The organism is Parasedimentitalea nitratireducens, assembly GCF_057444295.1.
In genome coordinates this window covers 707761-725242 of the sequence record NZ_JBYAXC010000001.1, presented here as the reverse complement: position 1 = coordinate 725242, position 17482 = coordinate 707761, and the positions used below count along the sequence as shown (strand labels likewise).

Here is a 17482-nt window from a genome sequence, read left to right as displayed (position 1 = left end):
CGTGCAGTTAGAAAAGCAGGGCCCCAATCGGAGCCCTGCCAAAGTTGTCATCCAGATCAGGTGCCGGACTTGATTTTGGTCCACAGACGAGTGACCGTACGCTGCACCTTCGCCGGATAGGGCGTGGTGATGTACAGGTTATCCAGTGTCGCTTCATCTGGATAGATCGCCGGGTCGCCAATCACGTCTTCTTCCAACAGGGACTGGCTCGCCATGTTGCCGTTGGCATAATAGACATAGTTCGATGCCGCTGCCATGTTCTCGGCTTCCATGATGAAATTCAGGAACTTATGGGCACCTTCGGGGTTGGGGGCATCGACCGGGATTGCCATTTGGTCAAACCACATCAACGAGCCTTCGCTGGGGGCGTTATAGGCAATTTCTACGCCGTTCTCGGCCTCGGCTGCGCGATCGCGGGCCTGAAGAACATCGCCGGACCAACCGATGGCCACGCAGATGTCGCCATTGGCCAGTGCGTTGATGTATTCCGAGCTGTGGAATTTCTGCACATAGGGGCGAATGGCCGTCAAGATGGGCTCGGCCTTGGCAATAACGTCCGGGTCGTGGCTGTCAGGGTCTTCACCGATATAAGCCAGGGCCGCCGGAATGATTTCAGATGGCGCATCCAGGAAATGCACCCCGCATTCGGAGAGTTTTTCCATATTTGCAGGATCGAAGACCAGAGCCAGGGATCCTACAGGCGCGTCGTCGCCCAAAGCTTCGGCAACTTTGGCGGTATTGATGCCAATGCCGGTGGTGCCCCACATGTAGTTGATCGAGTGAACGTTGCCGGGGTCATATTTTTCGGTGCGATCTTTGATCACATCCCACATGTTATCGGCGTTCGACAGTTTCGAAACATCCAGTGGCTGGAATGCACCCGCAGTGATCTGACGCTGCAAGAAAGTGCCCGAAGGAACCACAACATCATAGCCCGAGCCGCCGGCCAGCATTTTGGTTTCCAGCACTTCGTTGCTGTCAAATACATCGTAGATCAGCTTGATGCCGGTCTCTTCTTCGAACTTGGTCAGCAGTTCTTCGTCGATATAGTCGGACCAGTTGTAGACGCGAACCTCTTCGGCCATAGCAGCGGTGCTGCTCAGCGCGATGATGGCGGTCATTGTCATCGTTTTGAGTGTCATGTGTGTCTCCCTGTGCGTGCCGGTTTCGCGTCCGGCTAAAATAGATTTGATCAAGTTTTGCCTCTTTGGGCAATAGTGTTTATGCTTTTACTACGAGTGGCGTTACGCAAGCTGCTCAAAAATGAGGAGGAAAAGGCAAGGTGACGACACCTAGAAAATCGCCCCGGCAGGCGGCAGAAAGTGACACCAAGGCGCCCGCGCATGAAGTGGTTTATCAAACCCTGCGAGAGCAGATACTGTTTGGAGATTTGGCTCCAGGGCAGGCGGTCACGATCCAAGGTCTGACCGAAGCATTGGGCGCAGGCATGACGCCAGTGCGCGAGGCAATCCGCCGTTTGATCTCAGACGGGGCACTGGTGTTCCAAGGCAACCGTCGTGTGTCTGTCCCCGAGCTAAGTGTGGATGATCTGGACGAGATGACTTATGCAAGAAAAACAATAGAATGTGAGCTTGCACGTCGTGCAACAGCACGCATATCCCAGGATGATATCGCTGAACTTATTGCCATCGATGACGCATTGGATCGGGCGATTTCTTCGGGTGATGTCGCGGGTTACTTGGCACAGAACTACGCCTTTCATACAACTCTGTACCGTCACGCCGATGCGCCAATTCTAACTGACTTGGCTGACCGATTGTGGTTGCGTTTTGGCCCGTCCTTGCGGGTGGTCTGCGGCCGCTTTGGTACCCAGAGCTTTCCCGATCGCCACAAGGACATTCTTGAGGCATTGGACAAGTCGGACCCTGAACTTGCAGCCTTGGCCATGGAGAGAGATGTTATTCAGGGAATGGAGCAGGTGAGCCAGGGAGTGGCCGCCATCAACTGATTCGATTGACATCAAAAAATTTGATCATATTCTTGGGTGAACTGCTGAATCAGGAGCTTTCCCATGAATGCAATCACCAATCATTTGCCCACAGCTGAGTTGCAAGCTCTCGACGCGGCACATCATATGCACCCCTTTACTGCCAACGGTGAGTTGGCCGAAAAGGGCGCGCGCGTCATTACGCGTGCCAGCGGCATTACTCTGACCGACAGCGAAGGCAACGAGATCCTGGATGCCATGGCTGGGCTGTGGTGTGTAAATATTGGCTATGGCCGTGACGAGCTGGCCGATGTGGCCGCCCGTCAGATGCGCGAACTGCCGTATTACAACACGTTCTTCATGACCACTCATGCTCCGGTAATTGCGCTGGCGGCCAAGATTGCCGAACTGGCACCGGGTGATCTGAACCATGTCTTCTTTGCAGGCTCAGGCTCCGAAGCAAACGACACCAACATTCGCATGGTGCGCCACTACTGGGCGGAAAAAGGCAAACCGACCAAGTCTGTCATCATCAGCCGTCACAACGCCTATCACGGCTCTTCGGTTGGCAGCGGATCACTGGGCGGGATGAGCGGAATGCACGCTCAGGGTGGCTTGCCGATTCCTGATATTCACCACATCGAACAGCCCAACTGGTGGGCCGAGGGTGGTGATATGGATGCCGAGGTCTTTGGCCTGATGCGTGCACAAGAGCTGGAAAAGGCGATTCTGGAACTGGGCGAAGACCGTGTTGCGGCCTTTATCGCCGAGCCGGTTCAAGGTGCTGGCGGCGTTATTGTGCCCCCAGCCAGCTACTGGCCAGAAATCCAACGAATCTGCGACAAGTATGAAATCCTGTTAATCGCAGACGAAGTGATCTGTGGTTTTGGCCGCACTGGCAACTGGTTTGGCAGCCAAACCATGGGCATCCGCCCCGACATCATGACCATCGCCAAGGGTCTCAGCTCGGGCTATGCGCCAATCGGTGGTTCAATCGTCAGCGACGAGATTGCGGCGGTTATCGGTGGTGGCGAGTTCAACCATGGCTACACCTATTCCGGCCATCCCGTAGCGGCAGCTGTTGCCTTGGAAAATCTGCGCATCTTGGAAGAAGAGGGTATCGTCGATCACGTGCGTGATGTGGCAGCGCCTTATCTCAAGGAAAAGTGGGAAGCATTGACCGACCACCCATTGGTGGGTGAGGCCAAGATTGTCGGCATGATGGGCTCGATCGCTTTGGTTCCGAACAAAGGCAGCCGGGCACCGTTTGCCGAAACTGGTACCGCTGGTTACATCTGTCGCGAACGCTGTTTTGCCAATAACCTGGTCATGCGCCACGTCGGCGACCGGATGATCATCTCGCCGCCTTTGGTCATTACCCCGGCCGAGATCGACACCCTGATTGAACGCGCTCGTCTTGCGTTGGACGAGTGTTATGCCGAGTTGCAGAAGCAAAACCTTTTAACTTCCGGCTAAAATTCTGACCCGCCAAGTTCAGGTTTGCTACAGTTCTGTTCAGCCCGGCGCATGTACTTTTTGAAAAGCGTGCCGGGCTGTTTGAGTAATAAAATAAGGCCGCCAAGCGAGCCGGTGAAGGCTGATTTGGCGCAAATTATTCGGCAACTGCCGCTTATCGGCCCGCTCAATTGCAAAGGCCTCCTAAAATAATAATCGAACCAACCGGTTGCATACTAATGAACAGGTATGTTTACATGACCCGGTGAGAAGTGCAGAGCCAATCTGCCAGATCTAAAACCAGGGAGTTTGTTTTGGCTGATGCGTCAAACCTTGATGCGTTCGTAGAGTTCGAACGTGTCCAAAAGAGTTATGATGGCGAAAACCTCGTCGTTAAAGATCTTAACCTTTCCATGCCAAAGGGCGAATTCCTGACCATGCTTGGGCCGTCAGGATCTGGGAAAACCACCTGCCTGATGATGCTTGCTGGTTTTGAAACCGCAACGCATGGTGATATCCGACTAGGCGGCACTTCGATCAACAACATTCCACCGCACAAGCGCGGCATTGGCATGGTGTTCCAGAACTACGCCCTGTTCCCCCACATGACTATTGCCGAGAACCTCAGCTTCCCGCTCGAAGTTCGAAAACTAGGCAAGTCCGAGCGCGAAGAAAAAGTGATGCGCGCGCTGGACATGGTTGAGATGGGAGCCTTTGGCGGCCGTCGTCCGGCCCAGTTGTCCGGTGGTCAGCAGCAGCGGATCGCTCTGGCCCGTGCGCTTGTTTTCGAACCTGAATTGGTTCTGATGGATGAGCCGCTGGGCGCGCTGGACAAGCAACTGCGTGAAAAAATGCAGTTTGAAATTACTCACCTGGCGCACCGTCTTGGCATCACCGTGGTTTACGTGACCCACGACCAGACCGAAGCCCTGACCATGTCCGACCGTGTTGCGGTATTCGAGGATGGCCGTATTCAACAGTTGGCACCGCCAGACAAACTGTACGAAGAGCCACAGAACAGCTTTGTTGCGCAGTTCATCGGTGAAAACAACACGCTCGAAGGCGTCGTGAAAGAGATCAACAACGGGGTTGCCTTGGTTCAGCTGGACGATGGTGGCCTGATCGACGCTAAGCCGATCAATGTCTCTAAAGCTGGCGAACGGACCCGTGTTTCGATCCGGCCCGAGCGCGTTGAATACAACAAAGACCGGATGCCCGAAGGCGCCCACACACTCAAAGCGGAAGTCATGGAATTCATCTATATGGGTGACATTTTCCGGACCCGTTTGCGGGTGGCCGGCAAGGATGACTTCTTTGTAAAAACACGGAATGCGCCTGATCAGGTGCGTCTGAAACCAGGCCAACAGATCGAAATTGGTTGGCTGGCCGAAGATTGCCGCGCACTGGACGCTTGATTCGGTAACTGGCTTAAACCCCCGGCACTTAAAGACCGGGGGCCATAGAATAAAAAAACAAAATTTAACAAGGAGAGAGTACTTATGAAACTCACCAAACTGTCTGCTCTGGTGGCCACAACTGCACTGTGCGCACCAATGGCAATGGCTCAGGATATGGCCAACGAATTGACCATCGTGTCATGGGGTGGTTCTTATTCTGCGTCACAGAAAAACGCTTACCACGACCCCTATACCGCCAAAACTGGCGTCAAAATCATCAACGATGAAAGCTCGGCTGAAGCTGTTGCCAAAATCCGTGCGATGAACGAAGCCGGCAACGTAACTTGGGACGTTGTTGACGTTGTTGCTTCCGACGCAATGCGCCTGTGCGACGAAGGTCTGGCTGAAGAAATCGATCACGATGCTGTTCTGGCTGCTGCCCCTGATGGAACTTCGGCTTCCGAGGACTTTGGCAACCTGATCGTGTCCGAGTGCTTTGTGCCTCAGATCGTATACTCGACCACATTTGGCTACCGCACCGATCTGGTTGGTGACACTGCGCCAACTTCGGTTTGTGACATCTTCGACCTCGAAGCCTACCCCGGCAAGCGTTCGCTGCAGAAGCGTCCAATCGACAACATGGAATGGGCTCTGTACTGCGATGGCGTAGCCAAAGAAGACATCTATGATGTTCTGGGCACAGCTGACGGTGTTGCTCGTGGTCTGGCCAAGCTGGACACCATCAAGGACCAGGTTGTCTGGTGGACTGCTGGTGCTGAAACTCCACAGCTGCTGGCTGACGGCGAAGTTGTGATGGGTTCGACCTTCAACGGTCGTCTGTTCTCGGCGATTGCTGAGCAGAATCAGCCAATCGGAATGCTGTGGGATATGCAGTCGTTCGATCTGGACGGTTGGATCGTTCCAGCAGGCCTGAGCCCAGAGCGTAAAGCCCGTGCAATGGACTATCTGCACTTTGCAACCGACACTCAGCGTCTGGCGGATCAGGCCAAGTACATCTCGTACGGTCCTGCTCGTGCCTCTTCGGCTCCACTGGTTGGTAAGCACGAAACTCTGGGCATCGACATGGCACCACACATGCCAACTGATCCAGCAAACGCCGGTAACGTGCACACCTATGACTACGAATGGTGGGCAGACAACCGTGACGATCTGGACGCAAAATTCCAGGCATGGTTGGCCAAATAATTCTGGCCTGAGTTGATATTGGGACAGGGCCCGCACGCTTAGTTGCGGGCCCTGTCTCCACAAAAAAACCCGACGGGGACTCCAGACATGAGCGACACAACCCAGTCCGGCCCGGTGCTGGCGGCTGATGGCACACCGCTAAAGCGCAGCTTGGCCCGTGCTCTTCGGATGCAAAAAATCCGAGCTTTGATGCTAGTTGCACCACTGCTTCTATTTGTTTTGATTACATTTATTCTCCCTATCGGTGACATGTTGTTCCGATCGGTCGAGAACCAAATTGTGTCTGAAACTTTGCCTCGCACAGTTGTTGCGCTGAGGGACTGGGATGCAAACAGCGGTGAGGCGCCGGATGAAGCGGTTTACGCGGCATTGGCAGCTGATCTGAAAATCGCGGCCGAGGCGAAATTGCATACTCGGGTCGGGTCGCGTCTAAACTACGAGAAGCCGGGGATTTCCTCGATGTTCCGCAAGGCTGGCCGCAAGGTCAAGAAATGGGATATCGAGAACGGCGGTCCGTTCAAGGAACAGTTCATCGCGATTCATAAGGGTTGGGGCGATCCAGATGCCTGGCGCACTATCCAGACCTATTCTCCAAAATTAACCAACGGCTACTTCCTGAACGCGGCTGACCTGCAAAAAGGTGCCGAGGGTGCTGAATGGCGCCCCGAGGACGAACAGATCTATTGGGTTCTCTTCAAGCGTACGATGTTCATGTCGATGGTCATCACCATCAGCTGTATTATTCTGGCTTATCCGGTTGCCTGGATCTTAGCCAACTTACCAGCACGCACATCAAACATGCTGATGATTCTTGTACTTCTGCCCTTCTGGACCTCACTACTGGTTCGAACATCGGCGTGGAAAGTCATGTTGCAGCAACAAGGGGTGATCAACGAAACGCTGGTCTGGCTGGGATTGGTGGCTGATGAGTCCCGCTTGGTCATGATCAACAACCAGTTCGGCACAATCGTGGCAATGACCCACATTCTGCTGCCGTTTATGATCCTGCCAATGTATTCGGTGATGCAGACGATCAAGCCAACCTACCTGCGCGCGGCCAAATCTCTTGGCGCAACCAACTGGACCGCGTTCTGGCGGGTCTACTTCCCTCAGTCAGTGCCAGGTATTGGCGCGGGTTCGATCCTCGTGTTCATTCTGTCCATTGGTTACTACATCACCCCGGAATTGGTTGGCGGCACCAAAGGTGTCTTCATCTCAAACCGGATTGCTTTCCACATCTCGTCCTCACTCAACTGGGGTCTGGCGGCGGCGCTTGGCGCAATTCTGCTGGCGGTCGTGCTGGTCCTGTACTGGGCCTATGACAAGATTGTGGGCATCGACAACGTGAAGCTGGGATAAAACAGATGGCTCTTACACCTGTAGAAAATCAAACTCCCGGCTTTGTAGCGGCTACTGCCGCTGCATCCGGGGCCTTCTTTGGACTGTTCGTTGGCACCTCTCAGGGGTCCGGTCCGATAGGGGTAGTGGTTGGTGCAATATTGCTGGCAGCGCTTGGATTTGTCTTTGCTAGTATGACCGACAAAGAAAAACCAATCCGCTGGGCATTGGCTGCGATCTTTATTGTCGCCGGTTTTGCCATGGCTGGACTGCCCGCTGCGGTGGTTGGTGGCCTGTTTGGCTGGTTCGCTGGCTGGTTCATCTTCTGGCTGGCCACATCTCGCTACCGTGCACATCTCGCGCCTTACCTCACGTCTGGGCAAGTCTTGTGGCACTACACATTCCGAGTGATCTGTGGCTCGATTTTTATCTTCCTGATCACACCAATCCTTGTAGTTATGCCGCTAAGTTTCAACTCTCAGGACTTCTTTACTTTTACGCCTGAAATGCTGCGTTTTGATCCCGAAGGCTATTCGCTCAAGCACTATCGCGATTTCTTCAGCAACCAGGATTGGCAGAACGCGCTGTGGAACTCGGTTCGGATTGCGCCGATGGCGACACTGCTGTCAGTTAGCTTTGGTACACTTGCCGCAATCGGTCTCAGCCAACCCCACGTGCCATTCCGTCGGGCTATCATGGCGATCCTGATCTCGCCGATGATTGTGCCGCTGATCATTTCAGCTGCTGGTATGTACTTCTTCTACAGCCGTCTAGGTCTGCAGGGGACTTACTTTGGGGTGGTTCTGGCTCACGCTGTACTGGGTATACCGTTTGTGATCATCACGGTTACGGCAACCCTTGTGGGCTTTGATCGCTCGCTGACACGCGCTGCTGCTAATATGGGCGCAGACCCTGTCACCACATTCTTCAGAATTCAGATGCCACTGATTCTGCCGGGTGTGATTTCGGGTGGTCTGTTTGCCTTTATCACGTCGTTTGACGAGGTGGTTGTGGTGCTGTTTGTCGGGTCAGCTGGTCAGAAAACATTGCCTTGGCAGATGTTTATCGGTCTACGCGAGCAGATTTCACCAACCATTCTGGCAGTGGCGACAATCCTGGTGGCGATTTCGATTTGTCTTCTGGCGACACTGGAACTGCTCCGTCGTCGCTCCGAGCGCTTGCGGGGCATGTCGCCAAGCTAAACCTGGCAACAGTACACAGAACAAGGCCTCGGAGTTTTCCGGGGCCTTTTCCATTTGTGGTTACTGCGCAGACTTAGTTGGCGTAGGAGGGCAGGCGGCCTCACGATCGGCCTGCAATTGGGACAAAGCATCCCGCAGCATGGCCACGCGATGGGGGCGAAAGCTCTGATCTGTCACTTGAAAGTCTGACATCCGGTCCAGTCGAAAAAGCCGAACATCATCCCGCAGCAGGCACCAGGCGACCAAAACGGTCGAATGATCAAAGTAGACCAGCCCCAGGGGTTTGACCTGCCGATTGGTGGCGGCACCTTTGGCGTCAGAATAGTCGAAACGGACTTCCAGCTCATCCCAGGTCGCCTCGCGCAGCTTTGAGACCGGAATGAGTGGTATTTCCGGACGCTTGAAGCGATGCGCTGCCAATACGGCATGACGCAGCCGGTTGGACTGGCTTGCGGGCAGTCGTGCTTGCAATTTTCGCAAGGCTTCGGCCGCGGCCTCGGCCAAGTCCGGATCGCCAATCTGCTGCACCTCACGTAGACCCAGCACCAGTGCCTCCAGCTCGGTATCGCGAAACCCCATCGGCGGCAGGGCGTTGTCTTCGATCAAGGTAAAGCCATAGCCAGCCTCACCATCAATCACCGCCCCCATTTCGCGCAACGTGGCGATATCGCGATGAATGCTACGGGCGGACACGCCCAGATCTTGTCCCAAACCGGCGGCGGTTTTGGGACCTGGCCCCTGGCGCAGGGCTTGCATCAGTTGGAACAGGCGATGGGTTCTGGACATATCTTAGTATCCCTACACCTGATGACAGAAACTGTCATTAGGTGCGTTTAGCAAGAGGACAACTTTCAGAACTAGGAAACAACACATGCTGACCCTTCTTACATACCCTCGCAACGGTGATGTCTTCAGCCTCAGCCCTTTTTGCGTCAAAGCTGCCCTGTTGCTGCAATACTCGGGTCAGGCCTGGCAGCGCGAGGACCTGAACGATCCCCGCAAGATGCCCCACAGCAAGTTGCCAGTGATGAAAACCCCTGCTGGATTGGTCGCCGACAGCACGGAGATCCGCAAATATCTCGAAGGCAAAGGGAATGATTTTGATCCTGACCTGTCGTCGCGCGACAAGGCATATGGCCACGCGCTAACCCGTATGGCCGAGGACGTTTTGTACTTCCACGTTGTGCAAGACCGCTGGGGGGACGACGACGTTTGGCCAACCATCCGCGATACCTATTTCAAGGACATTCCGGGGTTTGTGCGCCGTCCAATCACCAAATCGATACGCAAGTCGGTCAAAAGTGGGTTGTCGTTCAACGGTATCGGACGTTTCAGTGGAAAAGACAGAGCCGACCGGTTGGACCAGGATCTCGAAGCGGTCACAGCTTTGCTAAAGGACAGCCCGTTTTTGTTGGGCCGCAAGATCACCAGCGCGGATTTCAGCGTGGCGTCGATGCTGCAGGCAATGCAAACAACCCCCGTACAAACCAAACTTGTACTCCGCATTAGTGACGACCCAAAGCTAACCGGTTATGTTGACCGTGTGTTCCAAGAGGCCGTTCCATTGCCATGAAGTATCCGTTTGCCAGTACCAAGGTTGAGCAAGCCTTTGAGCTAGAAGATGCTGAAGCTCGTAAAGGCCTGCTGGCGCTGCGCGAATTGATCTTTGATACGGCGGCAGAAACGCCTGCCGCCGGGCGGATCGAGGAGACATTGAAATGGGGACAGCCCGCCTATCTGACACCGGAGAGTAAAAGCGGATCAACTGTGCGGCTGGGCGTACCCAAGTCTGCGCGGTTTGGCTTGTTTGTGCACTGCCAAAGCCAGTTGATTCCCGAGTACCTAGTGACATTTCCTGCCTGGGATCGGGTCGAAGGCACGCGGGCGATCTTGTTTGATCGGGCCGACGAGGTTGAACCTATGCGCCATGGCTGGCTGATCAAACGGGCGCTGACATATCATATTCGTCAGTCGACAGACGGATAGGAGAGTGGTGCGTGCAAGCACGCACTCTTCACTGTCAGCGCCGTTTGCGTACAACTTTGCGCTTGATCTTATCAGACTTGCGCTTGGCCTTGGCTTGCTTACGTTTGCCGCCGGATCGGCCCGCCGGACTGCGGCTGCCACCACGGGGCAGGGCCTTGTCCTCAATCGTCAACAGCTCCAGCTGCAACCCACCGGTGACCGGGGTGGCCTCGGTCAGGCGAACCGTAACCTGCTGGCCGATGGCAATGATCAGCCCGGTGTCTGATCCCATCAGGGTGCCGGCCTCAGCGTCAAAATGAAAGAACTCACGCCCAAGGCTGCGCACAGGAACAAGACCGTCAGCTCCGGTTTCATCTAACTTCACAAAGGCACCAAATCGGGCGATGCCATTGATGCGCCCGGTGAACTCGTTGCCTACGCGTTCCGACAGGAACGCTGCCAGATAACGATCGGTGGTGTCCCGCTCGGCCATCATCGACCGGCGCTCGGTGTCGGAAATATGGGTGGCAGTTTGCTCTAGCTTCTCGACCTCAGCTGGGTCCAGCCCGTCTTTGCCCCAACCATGCGAGGTCACCAGCGCCCGGTGCACGATCAGGTCCGCATAGCGGCGGATCGGTGAGGTGAAATGCGCATAGTTGCGCAGCGCCAGACCAAAGTGGCCAAAGTTTTCGATACCGTAATAGGCCTGTGTCATTGAGCGCAGGGTGGAGATGTTGATCAACTCGGCTTCGTCGGTGCCAGCGGCGGCATTGAGCAAGGCGTTCAAATGGCGGGTTTGCAGAACCTGCCCCTTGGCCAAAGTCAGACCCGCAGCGGATGCGGTTTCGCGCAGCGCATCCAGTTTTTCGGGCGCGGGTTCTTCGTGCACCCGGAACAGCTGCGGTGCGCGTTTTTCGATCAGGGTTTCAGCGGCAGCGACATTAGCCAGAACCATGAACTCTTCGATCAGTCGGTGGGCGTCCAGACGTTCACGGAAGTTGACCGACTGAACGGTGCCTTTGTCATCCAGAACAATTTTGCGCTCGGGCAGGTCCAGTTCCAGCGGTTGCCGTTCAGCGCGCGCGGTCTTGAGCAATGCATAGGCAGCGTAGAGCGGCTTGATTACCTCTTCGAGCAGCGGACCTGTACGATCATTTGGGTTGCCATCCATGGCGTCTTGCACTTCGGCGTAATGCAGCGACGCGGCCGACCGCATCAATGCGCGTTCAAAGTGGTGCGAGACCTTGTTGCCTTCGGCGTCCAGCTTCATCCGCACCGCAATACAAGGGCGTGGCACACCTTCGTGCAGCGAGCACAGGTCACCCGACAACCGATCCGGCAGCATCGGTACAACCCGGTCGGGGAAATAGCTGGAATTGCCCCGTTTACGCGCTTCGCGGTCCAGCGCGGTGCCGGGGCGGACATAGGCGGCGACATCGGCAATGGCGACCCAAACGATATACCCGCCGGGGTTCTTGGGATCGTCATCGGCATGGGCGTAACAGGCGTCATCGTGGTCGCGTGCGTCTGACGGATCGATGGTGACCAACGGCATATCGCGCAGGTCTTTGCGCCCCTTCAGGCCCATTGGTTTGGCTTTGTCGGCCTCTTCCACCACGGAATCGGGGAAGTTATCCGGGATGCCATGCTGGTGAATGGCAATCAGCGATACAGCCTTGGGGGCAGATGGATCGCCAAGCCGTTCAACAATGCGAGCACGGGGAAGGCCCATGCGGCCCTTGGGTCCGGCCTGTTCGGCTTCGACCAACTCACCATCTCGTGCGCCATGGGTTGCGTCTTCGGCAACCATCCACTCAGCCGAGGCTGATTTGTCGATTGGCACGATGCGACCACCTTCCGAGCGTTTTCGGAAAATTCCCAGAACCCGTTTGGGGTTGCTGCCGATACGGCGGATCAGCCGGGCCTCATAATTGTGGTCTTCTTCATGCACCACGGTCAGGCGTGCCAGAATACGGTCGCCTTGGCCAAGAGCCGGATCACTGGCGCGTGGCATCACCAGAACAATTGGTTCAACGCCTTCACCGTGCCATTCCAGCGGCTGCGCAAACAGATCGCCGTTATCGTCCGGTGCCTTGACCAGCAGCACGGTCACGGGCGGCAGGCGATCCGGATCGCCATAGCTCTTCTTGCGCTTTTGAAGGTGCCCCTCAGCCTCAAGCTCTTTCAGCAGGCGCTTCAGATCAATACGGTCAGATCCTTTGATACCAAAGGCCTTGGCGATGTCGCGCTTCGAGGTGAGGGTCGGGTTGGCGGAAATCCAGTCGAGGATTTCAGCCTTGGAAGGAATACGGCTCATATCCCCCGCCTAACATGGCAGGCAGGAGAGGTCATTGGGAAAATGCGCAGTGCGCGGTGAGCCACCGCGCAGGCAAGGGGCTATGTCAGATCCTGAACCATATCGCGGTGCTCAATCCCCGCGTCCAGATAGATGGGGCCATAAACCGTGAACCCAAGCTTTTCATAGAAGCCAATTGCATGAACCTGCGCGCCCAATTTGGCCTTGGTGATGTCAGGCTGGTTTTTGGCCAGCTCTACCGATGCCTTGATCAACTCAGCACCCAAACCAGTGCCGCGGGCGGATTTGATGACACAGACGCGCCCGATCTTGGCGGTGTCGCCCTGAAACACCACGCGCGCCGTGCCAACCGGTGTTCCCTGATCCGTTGCCAGCAGATGGCTGGCCGTTGGGTCCAACTCGTCCAGCTCTTCTTCCTGCGGCACACCTTGTTCATCAACAAATACTTGGTGTCTCAGGGCAAAGCAGGTCTCGTGGTCTTGGGTGACCTCTATCTTGTATGTCATGCAAAGTAGTCCTTGAGGATCCGCGCGTAGACAGACTTGAGCTGATGGATCTGCGCCACCTCAACCCGTTCGTCCACCTGATGCATGGTGCGGCCGACCAGTCCAAACTCCACGACGGGGCAGTGGTTTTTGACAAAGCGCGCATCGGATGTGCCGCCGGTTGTCGACAGCTCAGGCTTCACCCCGCACTCAGCCTCAACTGCATTGGACACCAAGTCAGACAAAGCGCCCGGAGGGGTGATGAAGCTCTCACCCGAGATCCGCACTGTCATATCAATCTCCAGCCCAAATTCCTCGGCCACCTTGGCGGCTTCATCCTCCAGCCAGCGGGTCAGGCTGGCACCGGAGTGCGAGTCGTTGAACCGGATGTTCACCGCTGACTTGGCCTGCGCCGGAATCACATTGGTGGCGCTATTGCCAGTGTCCACCGTCACAACCGCCAGGGTCGAGGCATCAAAATGCTCGGTGCCTTGATCCAGCTCGTGGCTGGCCAGAATATCCATCAGCCGCACCATGGCGTTCAGCGGGTTGTTGGCACGGTGCGGATAGGCCGAATGCCCCTGCACACCGGTCACGGTAAACCGCGCGGTCATCGATCCGCGACGGCCGATCTTGATCATTTCTCCCATGCTGTCAGGGCAGGTGGGTTCGCCCACCAGACAGGCCGCCATCTGCTCGCCTTCGGCGTCCATATAGTCCAACAATGCGGTGGTGCCGTCCACCGACTCGCCTTCCTCGTCGCCGGTGATGGTCAGGATAATCGCCCCGTCCGGAGGCGTTTCACGCACAAAATCAATCGCCGCAGCGGCAAAGGCGGCAACGCCAGATTTCATGTCCGTTGCGCCGCGCCCATACATGAAGCCATCCTTTTCTTCGGCCCCAAACGGGTCAACTGTCCAGGCGGCCTCATCCCCAACCGGCACAACATCTGTGTGGCCGTTAAATCCAAAGGTTCGCGCGTGGCCCTTGTCTCCCCAACGGGCAAACAGGTTGCTGACCTCGCCCCGGTCGGCGCGGGCGCAGGTAAACCCGGCCTCGCTCAGCAGCTTTTCCAGCAGTACCAGCGCTCCACCTTCCACAGGGGTGACCGAGGGGCAGCGGATCAGATCAGCAGTCAGGCGGGCGGCATCGATATTGGGCATTTGGGGCTCCGGGAAAACAGCGTTGCCTTGGCCTAGCGCGTATTCAACCGTGGTGCAATTCAAGCTCTCACCATATGGAATCGCAAATGTGGCGTAAAAGCAGCGTCTTGGCGTGAACTGATCAACAAGGCTGACAGGTTGCCTGCCTTATGTTAGGGATTTGTTAATAACTGACCCGAGGCAGGGCATCCGAGCACAGCGGTCACCGTAATAGCGGGACCACAAATCAACCACCGTCAACAGGCGGGGTCCGTGTATCTTGACGGGGGTAAACCCTCGCGACGGGTGTTTTGTCTCATCGAGGAATGAGGCAGAGACATGGTTGCAGCGTCGGAACTAACCTATCAGACAAATGCCAGTGCCACCCAGATGGCCGAGACGATTTTTGGCGATGGCGTCACAGTGGTCAGTGCCAGCTATTCTGGCGATAACCGATCTTCGGCTATCTATTCCGATGGCGACAGTATCGCGCCCGGGGCAACTCCTGGCGATACTGGTGTCATTCTGTCCACCGGTCGGGCGACGCAATACACCAACTCTAACGGGCAGGCGAACCAGGATACCAACCAATCCCGCAATACTGGCGGTGAAAACAACAACTCCGATTTCAACGCGGCGGCGGGCACCAATACCTATGATGCCTCGTACCTAGATGTCAGCTTCATCCCCGATTCTGGCGTGATGACGATGCAGTTCATTTTTTCCTCCGAGGAATATCCGGAATTCCAGAACTCGGTTTATCAGGATTTTGTTGGGGTTTGGATCAACGGCCAACAGGTGGATCTGACTATTGGCAATGGCGATGCTGACCCGGGTAACGTGAACTCTACTAACAATGAAAACTTGTATCTCGATAACTCGAATGATGCCTACAACACCGAGATGGATGGGCTGACGGTTACGATGACCCTGACCATGCATGTGAACCCAGGCGAGGTGAACAGCATCCGTATCGGTGTCGCTGACGTGTCTGACAGCAGTTATGACAGTAACCTTCTGATCGCCGGAGATTCCGTTCAGACCAGCCTGGTTGCAATGGACGACTCTACCTACCTTGATCCCAATGGCACTCGCACCATTGATGTTCTGGCCAACGATGTACATGACACAGGCAGCACCCTGACCATCACACATGTAAATGGTCAGGCTGTTACGGCAGGCACCGTGATCACGTTAAACACTGGCCAGACAGTGCTGTTGAACGCTGATGGCACCCTAACACTGACAGGTGACGGTGATCCTGACGAGTTTAACTTTACCTACGCCACAACCGACGGCTCCAACTCGGATACTGGCTTCGTCAACGTCAGCTCAATTCCCTGTTTCGTGGCGGGCAGCCTGATCCGCACCCCTTTTGGCGAGGTTGCGGTTGAAGATCTGCAACCGGGCGATTTGGTCGAAACCCGAGACGACGGTGCGCAGCCTATCCGTTGGGTTGGTGCCCGTATGGTCAAAGCCGAAGGCGATTTTGCTCCGATCCATATCCGGGCTGGAACCTTTGGATCTCACCGCGACCTGCTGGTCTCGCCGCAACACCGCGTGCTTGTGCGTGACAGCCTAGCCGAATTGCTGTTCGGCGAAGGCGAGGTTTTGGTGGCTGCCAAAGATCTGTTGAATGACCGCTCGGTGACACGTCGCCCCGGCGGTGATGTGACCTATGTGCATGTGATGTTCGACCAGCATCAGGTGATCTTCTCGGAAGGCTTGGAAACCGAAAGCTTCTTGCCAGGACCCGAGACAACAAATCTGTTGGAACAGCCCGCAGTTGATGAGATTTGCACGTTGTTTCCCGAGTTGGATCCTTCAACCGGCGACGGTTATGGAGGATCAGTGCGGCCTGCGTTGAAAGGCTATGAGGCCCGGCTGTTGTCAGCTGTCAAAGTGGCATAACCAGATGGCTTGGCTGGCAGTTTCTTCGGCGCATCGCACTCAATTCAAGGCTGCTCAGCCCGGGGCGGATCAGGACGCCTTGTTGGTTCAGGGCTCGTTGGTCATCGAGATGCGATTACCCAGCACCTCACGCCCGGAACCTATGGTCCTGTTTGCCCAAGAGGGCGACTGGCCCGTTAAATTGGCAATCCGGGCGGTGCCGGGTGGTGGGTTGAACCTGGTATTAGAGCAGTCCGGTGCTGTCTTGCACCGTACGCTGAATCCGTCAGAAGCCGCCCGCGCTGATCTGTTGCGGATGACATATTCCTGGGATGCGCCCCGACGCTGGGGGCAGTTGGCGTTAGAACGCGTAGACAGTGGGCAGGTTCAGATCATGCCGCTACAGTCTCCGCGACCCTGGCGGCTGGGCGATCTTCAAGCCTTGCTGCAACCCGGCCCATTCCGATTTGTGTCGCCTGATGTCGAATACGTTGCGCTTTCTGACCAGATCGAACCTGTGGGCCCAATGCCCAGTTTGACGGCTCAAACCCCAATCGCGACGCCCTATGGGTATCAGTCTCTGACCAACTTGAAACGGGGTGATCTGGTGCTGACCGGTGAAGGCATCTCGGTTCCGGTGCTGCATGTGGTGCGCAGATCTGTGCCAAACGTTGGCTCGTTTCACCCCATTCGGCTGCGCGCGCCATACTTTAACCTGCAGCAGGATATCGATGTCGCGCCTTCTCAGCGCTTGGTGATTTCCGGGTCCGAAGTTGAATACCTCTTTGGCCAACAATCTGTTCTGGTTCCTGCCCAACATCTTGTGGCGACGCAAACTGCATACCAGCCTGATCTGGCTGCGACCTCGATGTCGTATATGCAATTGATACTCCCCGATCATGCGGCCCCCTTGGCTGCGGGGGCGGTGGTGGAAAGCCTCTTTATTGGTCGATTGCGCCGAGACCCAAAACGCTTGGCTGCAAGCCTGCTTGCGAACCTGGATCGTTCTGAATTGCCCGAGCACGGCCGATCCAAATACCCAGTGTTGCGGTCTTTTGATGCAACAGTATTGGCTGAACGGCGCGTTGCCTAAATTGCAGGCACTTGCGCGTTGGCAATGTTCCGCCTAAGAAAAAT

15 protein-coding genes are annotated in these 17482 nt (G+C 55.9%); 10 read left to right on the top strand and 5 right to left on the bottom strand.

Going from position 1 to position 17482, the window contains the following annotated elements; genetic code table 11:
- Positions 1-56: 56 nt before the first annotated feature.
- On the bottom strand, positions 57-1142 hold the full coding sequence (locus AC2T28_RS03670) for a polyamine ABC transporter substrate-binding protein (protein ID WP_486747589.1): 1086 nt from the start codon (positions 1140-1142) through the stop codon (positions 57-59).
- A 140-nt stretch (positions 1143-1282) separates the two neighbouring features.
- Here AC2T28_RS03670 and AC2T28_RS03665 point away from each other — a divergent pair, with 140 nt between their 5' ends.
- From AC2T28_RS03665 to AC2T28_RS03640, 6 genes are all read left to right on the top strand, one after another.
- Positions 1283-1969, top strand: a complete 687-nt coding sequence (locus AC2T28_RS03665) for a GntR family transcriptional regulator (protein ID WP_486747588.1) — start codon at positions 1283-1285, stop codon at positions 1967-1969.
- A 63-nt stretch (positions 1970-2032) separates the two neighbouring features.
- The gene (locus tag AC2T28_RS03660; RefSeq protein ID WP_486747587.1) at positions 2033-3424 is read left to right on the top strand and encodes an aspartate aminotransferase family protein; all 1392 of its coding nucleotides are present in this window, start codon (positions 2033-2035) and stop codon (positions 3422-3424) included.
- 293 nt (positions 3425-3717) lie between these two features.
- Positions 3718-4818, top strand: a complete 1101-nt coding sequence (locus AC2T28_RS03655; RefSeq protein WP_486747586.1) for an ABC transporter ATP-binding protein — start codon at positions 3718-3720, stop codon at positions 4816-4818.
- A gap of 84 nt (positions 4819-4902) precedes the next feature.
- Complete coding sequence (locus AC2T28_RS03650; protein WP_486747585.1) at positions 4903-6006, top strand: extracellular solute-binding protein; 1104 nt, start codon at positions 4903-4905, stop codon at positions 6004-6006.
- 87 nt (positions 6007-6093) lie between these two features.
- Complete coding sequence (locus AC2T28_RS03645) at positions 6094-7365, top strand: ABC transporter permease (RefSeq protein WP_486747584.1); 1272 nt, start codon at positions 6094-6096, stop codon at positions 7363-7365.
- Between the two features lie 5 nt (positions 7366-7370).
- Complete coding sequence (locus AC2T28_RS03640) at positions 7371-8546, top strand: ABC transporter permease (RefSeq protein ID WP_486747583.1); 1176 nt, start codon at positions 7371-7373, stop codon at positions 8544-8546.
- Between the two features lie 60 nt (positions 8547-8606).
- On the opposite strand, the gene AC2T28_RS03635 is transcribed toward AC2T28_RS03640, so the two are convergent.
- Entirely contained in the window at positions 8607-9332 is a 726-nt protein-coding gene (locus AC2T28_RS03635; protein WP_486747582.1) for a helix-turn-helix transcriptional regulator, read from the bottom strand.
- Between the two features lie 85 nt (positions 9333-9417).
- Between AC2T28_RS03635 and AC2T28_RS03630 the strand changes: the two genes are divergently transcribed.
- A complete protein-coding gene (locus AC2T28_RS03630) occupies positions 9418-10119 on the top strand; it encodes a glutathione S-transferase family protein (RefSeq protein ID WP_486747581.1) in 702 nt (233 codons plus the stop codon).
- Positions 10116-10532, top strand: a complete 417-nt coding sequence (locus AC2T28_RS03625) for a DUF1801 domain-containing protein (RefSeq protein ID WP_486747580.1) — start codon at positions 10116-10118, stop codon at positions 10530-10532. The genes AC2T28_RS03630 and AC2T28_RS03625 overlap by 4 nt, the downstream gene beginning before the upstream one ends.
- A gap of 34 nt (positions 10533-10566) precedes the next feature.
- Here the strand turns inward: AC2T28_RS03625 and rnr are convergent, their stop codons facing one another.
- The 3 genes from rnr to dapE form a co-directional block, all read right to left on the bottom strand.
- Complete coding sequence (rnr, locus tag AC2T28_RS03620; RefSeq protein ID WP_486747579.1) at positions 10567-12828, bottom strand: ribonuclease R; 2262 nt, start codon at positions 12826-12828, stop codon at positions 10567-10569.
- A gap of 80 nt (positions 12829-12908) precedes the next feature.
- Entirely contained in the window at positions 12909-13334 is a 426-nt protein-coding gene (locus AC2T28_RS03615; protein WP_486747578.1) for a GNAT family N-acetyltransferase, read from the bottom strand.
- Positions 13331-14476: a succinyl-diaminopimelate desuccinylase gene (gene dapE / locus AC2T28_RS03610; RefSeq protein ID WP_486747577.1), complete on the bottom strand. Its 1146-nt coding sequence runs from the start codon at positions 14474-14476 to the stop codon at positions 13331-13333. The genes AC2T28_RS03615 and dapE overlap by 4 nt, the downstream gene beginning before the upstream one ends.
- Before the next feature lie 318 nt (positions 14477-14794).
- Here dapE and AC2T28_RS03605 point away from each other — a divergent pair, with 318 nt between their 5' ends.
- Both AC2T28_RS03605 and AC2T28_RS03600 read left to right on the top strand, forming a co-directional pair.
- Entirely contained in the window at positions 14795-16366 is a 1572-nt protein-coding gene (locus tag AC2T28_RS03605; protein WP_486747576.1) for a Hint domain-containing protein, read from the top strand.
- A 4-nt stretch (positions 16367-16370) separates the two neighbouring features.
- Positions 16371-17438: a Hint domain-containing protein gene (locus tag AC2T28_RS03600; RefSeq protein ID WP_486747575.1), complete on the top strand. Its 1068-nt coding sequence runs from the start codon at positions 16371-16373 to the stop codon at positions 17436-17438.
- Positions 17439-17482: the final 44 nt, after the last annotated feature.